This window comes from Enhygromyxa salina (assembly GCF_002994615.1).
GTDB classification, from domain to species: Bacteria; Myxococcota_A; Polyangia; order Nannocystales; family Nannocystaceae; genus Plesiocystis; species Plesiocystis salina_A.
Genome location: NZ_PVNK01000077.1, coordinates 19,809 through 28,473 on the forward strand (window position 1 = coordinate 19,809; position 8,665 = coordinate 28,473).

Annotated in this window: 9 protein-coding genes and 1 tRNA gene; 8 read left to right on the forward strand and 2 right to left on the reverse strand. The window is 68.8% G+C overall.

The features are described from left to right. Positions 1-3 precede the first annotated feature (3 nt). The 5 genes from recR to ENSA5_RS07405 all read left to right on the forward strand — a co-directional run bounded on the left by recR (position 4) and on the right by ENSA5_RS07405 (position 4,848). Positions 4-612: a recombination mediator RecR gene (gene recR, locus ENSA5_RS07380; RefSeq protein ID WP_106390934.1), complete on the forward strand. Its 609-nt coding sequence runs from the start codon at positions 4-6 to the stop codon at positions 610-612. 444 nt (positions 613-1,056) lie between these two features. Continuing rightward, positions 1,057-1,536 (forward strand): roadblock/LC7 domain-containing protein, encoded by a 480-nt coding sequence (locus ENSA5_RS07385; RefSeq protein WP_106390926.1) that lies wholly within the window; start codon positions 1,057-1,059, stop codon positions 1,534-1,536. Between the two features lie 15 nt (positions 1,537-1,551). Beyond that, positions 1,552-2,139, forward strand: coding sequence for a GTP-binding protein (locus tag ENSA5_RS07390; RefSeq protein ID WP_106390927.1), 588 nt, complete (start codon positions 1,552-1,554; stop codon positions 2,137-2,139). Positions 2,140-2,162: 23 nt separating this feature from the next. Then, entirely contained in the window at positions 2,163-2,747 is a 585-nt protein-coding gene (locus ENSA5_RS07395) for a GTP-binding protein (RefSeq protein ID WP_106390928.1), read from the forward strand. A gap of 208 nt (positions 2,748-2,955) precedes the next feature. Beyond that, positions 2,956-4,848 carry a L,D-transpeptidase gene (locus tag ENSA5_RS07405; protein ID WP_181197479.1) on the forward strand — a complete coding sequence of 631 codons (1,893 nt, stop codon included), beginning with the start codon at positions 2,956-2,958 and terminating at the stop codon, positions 4,846-4,848. Positions 4,849-4,908: 60 nt separating this feature from the next. Here the strand turns inward: ENSA5_RS07405 and ENSA5_RS07410 are convergent, their stop codons facing one another. Continuing rightward, on the reverse strand, positions 4,909-5,439 hold the full coding sequence (locus ENSA5_RS07410; protein ID WP_106390931.1) for a hypothetical protein: 531 nt from the start codon (positions 5,437-5,439) through the stop codon (positions 4,909-4,911). A gap of 9 nt (positions 5,440-5,448) precedes the next feature. Next, complete coding sequence (gene epsC / locus ENSA5_RS07415; RefSeq protein ID WP_146155427.1) at positions 5,449-6,363, reverse strand: serine O-acetyltransferase EpsC; 915 nt, start codon at positions 6,361-6,363, stop codon at positions 5,449-5,451. A gap of 113 nt (positions 6,364-6,476) precedes the next feature. On the opposite strand from epsC, the gene ENSA5_RS07420 reads away from it, so the two are divergent. From ENSA5_RS07420 to ENSA5_RS07430, 3 genes are all read left to right on the forward strand, one after another. Further along, positions 6,477-6,728, forward strand: coding sequence for a hypothetical protein (locus ENSA5_RS07420; protein WP_106390932.1), 252 nt, complete (start codon positions 6,477-6,479; stop codon positions 6,726-6,728). A gap of 122 nt (positions 6,729-6,850) precedes the next feature. Next, complete coding sequence (gene pepD, locus ENSA5_RS07425; RefSeq protein ID WP_106390933.1) at positions 6,851-8,359, forward strand: beta-Ala-His dipeptidase; 1,509 nt, start codon at positions 6,851-6,853, stop codon at positions 8,357-8,359. Positions 8,360-8,404: 45 nt separating this feature from the next. Next, positions 8,405-8,477 (forward strand) — tRNA-Val (locus ENSA5_RS07430). The last annotated feature ends 188 nt before the right edge of the window (positions 8,478-8,665 follow it).

An 8,665-nucleotide genomic window follows, 5' to 3' on the forward strand; every position in this document is an offset into this window, starting at 1 on the left:
GCCGTGTCCGATCCGGGCCCGGGCGACCCCCTGCGCCGGCTGATCAAGCTCCTGGCGCGGCTGCCGGGCATCGGTGAGAAGTCGGCGATGCGCCTGGCCCTGGCGATCGTGCGCAGCAACGCCGAGTACACCCGCGCGCTGTCGGAGGCGATCTCCGACGTCCACGAACACCTGGGACTGTGCTCGGTCTGCTGTGATCTCGCCGCCGCCGAGGTCTGCTCGATCTGCCTCGACGCGCGCCGCGACCCCACGGTGATCTGCGTGGTCGCGCAGCCCCAGGACCGCATGGCGCTCGAGCGCGCGGGCGTGTTCCGGGGCCGCTACCACGTGCTCCACGGCGTCCTCGACCCGCTCGCGGGCGTCGGCCCCAGCGAGCTCAAGCTGAGCGAGCTGCTCGCGCGGCTCGAGGGCCGCGCGGGCGTCGAGGAGATCATCGTCGCGACCAGCCCCAATGTAGAAGGTGACGCGACCGCGCTCTACGTCTCCAAGCTGCTCGAGCCCCTCGGGATCGCCGTCACCCGGATCGCCTCGGGCGTCGCGGTCGGCGGAGAGCTCGAGTATGCGGACATGACGACCCTCCACCGGGCCCTCGAAGATCGGCGCAAGATCTAAGCCTCCCCGCGACGACAGCGCGGGGCCACGCCCTGTCAAGAGCAGATCCTCGCTTCGGAGGCCTCGGGGGGGGCCGCGGGGGCCCCGTTGGCTCGAGTGTCACGAAGGCGCGCTGCCCCGTCCTGGCGGCCCCTCGGCGTCCCTTTCGAGCTTCGTTCCAAAGGGCGCGTCCTGCATGGACTTGCCCGGAGGAGTTTGTTAGGTTGGCGACCTGCCGCACGCCGTGAACCCCTCGTTCCCAGCCCATCGTCATCGGTGGGGCCCGGTCCTGCGTCAGGGATCCCGGGTCCTTCCCAGGCCTGCGCCGCGCAGGTCGGCGAGCTGGCGAGCATCCCCACATGCCCCTCATGGCGAGTGTGCGAACTTCCGCTGCAGCTTGGACCGACAGCGCGGCGGGAGTCGAGCCCGACTGGACGACGATCGGTCAGGAGTCCCGTCTTGAATATGATGAACCCGCAGCTCGCTTTGTACGATGAGGAGTTGTCGGAGATCCGCGAGGTCGCCGACAGGCTGCACCAGGATTCCCGGGCGCGCACGATCCTGATCGTGGACAAGAACGGTCAGCTGATCGGCTCGTCCGGGGTCGACGCAGAGCTCGACACCACCTCGCTCAGCTCGCTCGTCGCGGGCAATGTCGCCGCGACCGGTGGCATCGCCAAGCTGATCGAGGAAGAGGAGTTCACCGGCCAGTATCACGAGGGCAAGGAGATCTCCGTGCACATGACGATCGTCGCGCGGCGGATCATCCTCGTGGTGTTGTTCGACAAGAACACCACTCAGGGGCTGGTGCGACTCCGGGTCAAGAAGGCCAACGAGGCCTTGACCGCGATCTTCGACGCGCTCGCCGCCAAACCCAGGACCCAGGAAGAGGACGTCTTCAAGGAGATCACGGACGAAGACATCGACAACCTGTTCGGTCCCTAGGGCCGCGTTCCTGCGATGTCGTTCATCAACTACAGCGCGCGGGAGATCAACTGCAAGCTGGTCTACTACGGTCCCGGACTGTGCGGGAAGACCACCAACTTGCAGTTCATCTACAACAAGACCCGCCCGGAATCGAAAGGCAAGATGATCTCGCTCGCAACCGAGACCGAGCGGACCTTGTTTTTCGACTTCCTGCCGCTGTCACTCGGTGAGATCCGCGGGTTCAAGACCCGCTTCCACCTCTATACCGTCCCTGGCCAGGTCTTCTACGACGCCAGCCGCAAGCTGATCCTCAAGGGGGTCGACGGCGTGTGCTTCGTCGCCGACTCGCAGCTCGAGCGGATGGAGGCCAACATCGAGAGCCTCGACAACCTGCGCTTCAACCTCGAAGAGCAGGGCTACGATCTCGATAAGATCCCCTACGTCATTCAGTACAACAAGCGGGACCTGCCCAGCGCGGTCCCTGTCGAAGAGCTCCGCGCCACGCTCAACACCAACAGCGTGCCCGAGTTCGACGCGTGTGCGATCACCGGAGAAGGGGTGTTCGACACGCTCAGGGCGCTGGCCAAGCAGGTCCTGACCGAGCTGCGAAAAGGTGGCTGAGTGGCCGCGCCACGGACGAACGCATGTCTTTCATCAACTACAGCGCGCGGGAGATCAACTTCAAGATCGTCTACTACGGCCCAGGCCTGTGTGGGAAGACGACCAACCTCGAGCACATCTACAAGGTCTCCAAGCCCGAGGCCAAGGGCAAGATGGTCTCGCTCGCGACCGAGACCGAGCGGACCTTGTTCTTCGACTTCTTGCCGCTCGACCTCGGTGAGATCCGCGGGTTCAAGACTCGCTTCCACCTCTATACGGTCCCGGGCCAGGTGTTCTACGACGCCAGCCGCAAGCTGATCTTGCGCGGGGTCGACGGCGTGTGCTTCGTCGCCGACTCGCAAGACGCGCGGATGGACGCCAACCTCGAGAGCCTCGAGAACCTGCGCCACAACCTCGAGGACCAGGGCTTCAACCTCGACGAGCTGCCCTACGTCATCCAGTTCAACAAGCGCGACATGCCCGAGATCGTCTCGGTCGAAGAGCTCTCGGCCCAGCTCAACCCGACCCGGGTGCCGGAGTTCGAGGCCGTCGCGATCGAGGGGCCCGGCGTGTTCGAGACCCTCAAGGGGCTCGCCCGCCAGGTCATTAAAAAGCAACGCGGCTCCTAGCAGCCCGGGGTCCGAGCTCCCTTTCGGGGGCTCGCATGGCGCTGGGAGGCTCAGAGGGCCGAGCGAGCGAGGAGCGAGCGACCCGCGGCTTGTGGCCGTGCGTGGCAAAGTGCGCAGCGGCCGTGGCGTTCATCGCCACAGAGAAGAGGGCGGCGGGCTCCGCGCTGGTCGAAATCTTCACCTCGACCGCTGCGTACGCTATGCACCCATGATGTCGCGCGCGCTCCCCCTCGGTTTTTGTCTGTTGGGGCTGGCCTGTACCCCGGACAGCCCGACTGCTGTCGAGCAAGATCCGACGCCGCAGCCGAGCACGGAGCGCGAGGCCGCGTCGTCCGCGGATCTGCCGAGCGCGGAGGCCGGGGCCGAAGAGGCGGAGTCCGCCGAGACGAACGAGGGCGGCGAGGTCGAGCCCGAGGGTGAGGACCCCGGCGAGATCGGACCCCAAGAGCCGCCGGACTACGGCGTGTTCAAGTTCCCGACCGAGCCCCCGAGCGACGATCAGCTGACGCTCCACGGCGCCGCCGGCTACGAGGTCGTGGCGGTCTACGCCGAGCCGAGCAGGCAGTCGACGCGGCTGGGCTTTTTGCGCATCGGGGCCCGGATGCGCGTGGGCGAGAAGCTCGTCAACGAGGACTGCCACAAGGGCTGGCACGCCCTCGAAGGTGGGGGCTACGCCTGCGCGAGCCGGGGCCTGATGGTCGATACGCGCCCGCCCTTCATGAGCTACGAGCCGGCCCCGCCCCGGACCGACGAGCCCTTCCCCTACGACTGGGCCTACGTCCGCCAGTGGAACACGCCCATGTGGTGGCAGGTGCCCAACGCCGAGCAGCTCCTCGCGACGCGGGAGAAGCGAGCGATCCTCGAGGCCGAGCGAACCGGCGAGCCGCTCCCGGGCTCGGAGCCGGCCCCCGCTGCACCGGTCAAAGACGACGGGGGCGAGGGCGCAGCTGAAGGAGACGCGGCGGAGCTGCCAGCTCCTGACAGCGGCGAAGACGGCGACGCCGCGGCTGGCGACGAGGGAGGCGACGGCGGCGGGGGTGATGGCGGCGGCGATGATGGCGGCGGCGAGGATGGCGGCGGCGACGACCCAGGTGACGACGGCGGCGACGATCCGAGTGACGCGGCCGCCGACGAGCCCGAGGAGGAGCCCGAGCCCGTCAACATCCCCTTCTCGCCCAAGCCGTGGCTCGAGAAGGGCTACTTTCTCTCCCTCGGTGAGACGATCCGCGACGGCGATCGCGGCTACTGGCGCACGGCTCGAGGCGGGATCGTCGAGAAGAGTAAGGCCCACTCCTACAAGCCCAAGGACTACCAGGGCGCCGCGTTGACCGAAGACATGAGCTTCCCGGTCGGCTTCGTGATGACCAAAAAAGGGACCAAGCTGCTGCGCCTCGGCGACGACGACAAGCTCCACGCGACCGGCAAGACCCTCGACAAGCGGACCTTCCTCGACCTCGGCGAAGAGGTCGAGCTCTCGGGCCGCGCCTACTTCACGGTCATCCCTCACCCGCCCGCGGACGCCGAAGCTGAGCCCGCTGACGCCGCCGACTCGGCCTCACCCGAGGGCGGAGACGAGGAGCCCGAAGACCAGCTCTTCGTCAAGGCCGACGTCATGCGCACGCCGGACCTCCAGCCGATTCCCAAGGGCCTCGACCCCTGGGACCGCTGGATCGACGTCGACATCACCAAGCAGATGTTGGTCGCCTACGAGGGCTCGCGGCCGGTCTATGTCACGCTGGTCTCGACCGGCAAGAAGGGCTCGGACGAGGAGCCCTTCGAGACCCCGACGGGGCGCTTCCGGATCCGCGGCAAGCAGATCACCTCCAACATGGACGGGACGACCGCGACCGACGGCAACTACGCGATCCAGGATGTTCCGTGGGTCATGTACTTCGAGGGCAGCTACGCGCTGCACGGCGCCTTTTGGCACCAGAGCTTCGGCTACGTGCGCAGCCACGGCTGCGTCAACCTCGGGCCCAGCGACGCGCGCTGGCTGTTCGGGTGGTCGACCCCCTTCGTGCCCGAGGGGTGGCATGGCGCCATGGCCAGCGACGAGAACCCCGGCACGACGATCGTGATCCGGCGGTCCGAAGACAAGTAACCCGGGCGACTCGTCCCCTGTAGTTGAAGCTCCTGGCGGAGCGGAGGGGGCGTCGCCGCTCTAACTCTCGAGCGTGAAGTAGAGCAGCTTCACCGCGCGCTCGCCCCAGCGATAGTAGAGGCGGGCCAGAAACAAGCCCGGCCCGAGGCGGCGCAGCTCACCGAGGATCCCCCGCAGGGCGACCGGGTTGGTTGCGACGTCGTAGTCGAGCCGGATCACCACGCCGCCGCCGTCGAGCGCCGGGGCCTCGCGGACGAGGTAGCGCGCGAACTCGAGGCCGCGGCCGGGCGCCAGCCAGGCGTTGGCACCGAACTCGCCGTCGAAGCGCTCGCCTCGCCAGACGCCGCCGACGATCGGGAGCTCGGTCGCGAGCCCGAGCAGCGCGCCGCGAGCCTTGGCGGGCATCCAGTCGAGGCCCGCGACCGCGAGCAGGCGCCCGCGCTTGCGGCCCTGCAGCTCGGTGAGGCTCGCGGGCTCGAGCGTCGCGAAGAGCTCATCGAGGGCCACGATCGACATCCGCGAGAGCGAGGTCGGATCGAGGGCGAGCGTCGAGCTCGCGCGGGCTTTGGGCTCGAGGGCAGACCCAACCATCACAACAGCTCAGCCGGCGTTCGTGAACATCCGAAGGGAGGGCTTGTCGAGCATGACCGTGGTCCCTGGCGGGACGCTGTGGGTCAGCCACACGTTGCCGCCGACCGTCGAGCCGCGACCGATGACGGTGTCGCCGCCCAGGATCGTGGCGCCAGCATAGACGGTGACGTGGTCCTCGAGGGTCGGGTGGCGCTTGGTCGCGCGGCTGCGCTCGCTGACCTCGACCGACATCGCGCCGAGGGTCACGCCCTGGTAGAGCTTGACGTGCTCGCCGATGTGGGTGGTCTCGCCGATCACCACTCCGGTCCCGTGATCGACGAAGAACGAGTCCCCGATCCTCGCGCCGGGGTGGATGTCGATGCCGGTCCGGCCGTGGACGAGCTCGGTCATCATCCGGGGGATCAGCGGGACCCCGCGGCGGTAGAGGTGGTGGGCGATGCGGTGGACGGCGATCGCGGTGACGCCGGGGTACGAGGTGATGACCTCGGCCGCGCTGCAGGCCGCGGGGTCGCCGTCGAGGGCCGCGCGGACGTCGCTTGCGATGACCTCCCGGATCGTGGGGATGTGCGCGAGCAGGTCGATCGCGTGGGTGTGGGCCTCGGCGTGGAGCTCGGGCACGGGCCGCGGTCGCGCGGGCTTGCCCGCGGCGCACTGGATGCCCATCGCCCGGCCGATGATGCGCTCGAGCGCGCGCAGGCTCCGAGCGCAGCGCTCACCGACGAAGTAGCGCGAGCTGAGCTCGTCGACCTCGTCCTCGCCGAGGAAGCCGGGGAACACGAGCGAGAGCAGATCCCCGAGGACTCGATCGACCGCCGCCCGCGATGGCAGGTTGCTGCCGTCGAGGTGGTTGATGTTGCCCTGCTCGGCGTAGGACCCGAGGATGCCCTCGACGAGCAAGGCGAGCTGCCGCTGCGTGTCGGTCACCGGCGGAATGTAGCACCACAGCCTCGGCGACCTGAGCGTCCGAGTCGCGTTCGGACCCTCGATTTTCGATCGCTTTTGGGCGCGAGTGCCAGGCGGATCTACAATCGACCCGCGTGGACAAAGACTCCCCCGATCTCCTCGATGCGCTCGATGACCTCGTCCGCGAGCTGCTGCTCGAGCGAACCGAGGGCCTCGACGCGCCGCAGCTCGCGGCCTTCATTGACGGTTGGGGCAGCCTCCTGCGCCTGCTCGAGCACACGGGCCTGGTCGTGCCCGGGGCGCCGCCCGAGCTCGTCGACGGGCTCGCCGCCATCGTCGCGCGTGTTCGGGAGTCGCAGGCGAGGGTCTTCGACGACGACGACTGAAGGTGGGCGCCGGACCCGCCACATTCGCCGGATCGCCCGCGAGCGGGCGCACCTGGCCGGTCCTGCCATGCGAGCTACCCGCGACTTTGCTGGAGATCCGTGTGTGGCTAGCATCGGATCGCATGGGTGACGAGCTTCATCCGACCCTCATCGGTCTCGAGCCGGCGGAGCTGTGGCGGCAGTTCGATGCGCTGCGTCAGATCCCTCGGCCCTCGCTCCACGAGGCTGGCGTCCGCGCCTACCTGAAGGGCCTCGCCGAGCGCGAGGGCTGGGACTCGGCCACCGACGAGGCTGGCAACATCGTCCTGCGCGTCCCGGGTCGCGGGGCCGGCGTCGACAGCGAGCCCCTCGCGGTCCAGGGCCACATGGACATGGTCTGTGAGAAGCGCAGCGACAGCCCTCACGACTTTCATACGGATCCGATCGCGCTGCGGCGGTCGACGCGGACCTTCCAAGGGCGCGAGCGCGAGGTGCTCCAGGCCGAGGGCACCACGCTCGGCGCCGACAACGGGATCGGTGTGGCCGCGGGGCTGGCCCTGGCCCTGACCCCCGACCTCGTCCACCCCCCGCTCGAGCTGCTGTTCACGGCCGACGAGGAGGAGGGGATGAGCGGCGCGTTCGGTCTCGACCCCGGGCTGTTGACGGCCCGGCGGCTGATCAACCTCGACGCCGAGCTCGAGGGCTGCATCTATCTGTCGTGCGCGGGCGGCCGCGAGCTCCACGCGATCTGGGACCTCAATCGTGACGAGCGTCACCACGGTGATGTGCCCGTTCGCGTGTCGATCCAGGGCCTGCGTGGGGGCCACAGCGGCGTCGACATTCACCGGGGCCGGGCCAACGCGATCGCCGTGCTCGTCAGGCTGCTGACCGCCGAGGGGGTCGACCTCGAGGGCGTGCGCTTCGCCAGCTGTGACGGCGGCGGCCGGGCCAACGCGATCGCCCGGACCGTCGAGACGACCCTGTGGTGCGCGAAGGCGCGCGTCCACGCGCTCGAGCGCGCGCTCGAGACCGCCGGGCGTCAGATCGCCGAGTCGATGGTCGAGGTCGACCCCGAGCTCGCCGTCGGCTTCGTCGAGCTCCCGGCCGAGGACCACGACGCCGTCCCGGGCCCGGTCTCCGCGAGGACCAGCCGCGCGATCCTCGAGGCCCTGCGCGCTCAACCAACCGGTGTGTTGACCTGGTCGGCCGTGATCCCCGGGCTCGTCGAGACCAGCAACAACCTCGGCACGATCTCCACGAGCGGTGACCAGCTGCGCCTCGTCGCGCTCGCGCGCTCGTCGAAGGACGGCGCCGTCGACGGCTTCCAGGATCGCTGTGAGCGCACCCTCGAGGCCTCCGGCGCCACCGTCGAGTATCACCACGGGTTCCCAGGTTGGGAGGCCCGGGTCGACACCGAGCTCCTGCACCAGGCCGAGGCCGCCTACGAGGAGCTGTTCGAGCGCAAGCCCGTGCGCGAGGCGATCCACGCCGGGCTCGAGTGCGGCGTGCTCGGCAACCGCGTGCCCGGGCTCGAGATGATCGCCTTCGGGCCCGACATCTTCGACGCGCACACGCCCGACGAGAGCCTGCCGATCGACACCGTCGAGCCCTTTTGGCGCTTCGTCGTCCACCTGGCGGCGCGCCTCATCTGATCGGAGTGTGCGTCGGGGGCTGGTTCTGCTAGCTTCTCCCGACCCGGGCGGGTAGCTCAGTTGGTAGAGCACCGTGCTTACACCGCGGTGGTCGCAGGTTCGAGTCCTGTCCCGCCCATTGGAGAACCCCCACTGGCTGCGCTAGGATGAGATGAATCGACCGTGATCGTGATGAGAGATGCTCCGGATTTCGCCCGCTAGCGCGCTGAGCCTCGCCGCGCTGATCGCCGGAGGGTGCATCACGGGCGTCAACCCCAACTACGAGGCCGGTCTCGGTTCGGGCGAGGTCGGCGAGGTCGGCGAGAC

Excerpts from the sequence above, each read along its gene's own strand:
- ENSA5_RS07395 (WP_106390928.1), top strand. The coding sequence starts at position 2,163 with ATGTCTTTCATCAACTACAGCGCGCGGGAGATCAACTTCAAGATCGTC.
- ENSA5_RS07410 (WP_106390931.1), bottom strand. The coding sequence starts at position 5,439 with ATGGTTGGGTCTGCCCTCGAGCCCAAAGCCCGCGCGAGCTCGACGCTC.
- ENSA5_RS07385 (WP_106390926.1), top strand. The coding sequence starts at position 1,057 with ATGATGAACCCGCAGCTCGCTTTGTACGATGAGGAGTTGTCGGAGATC.
- pepD (WP_106390933.1), top strand. The coding sequence starts at position 6,851 with ATGGGTGACGAGCTTCATCCGACCCTCATCGGTCTCGAGCCGGCGGAG.
- ENSA5_RS07390 (WP_106390927.1), top strand. The coding sequence starts at position 1,552 with ATGTCGTTCATCAACTACAGCGCGCGGGAGATCAACTGCAAGCTGGTC.
- ENSA5_RS07405 (WP_181197479.1), top strand. The coding sequence starts at position 2,956 with ATGATGTCGCGCGCGCTCCCCCTCGGTTTTTGTCTGTTGGGGCTGGCC.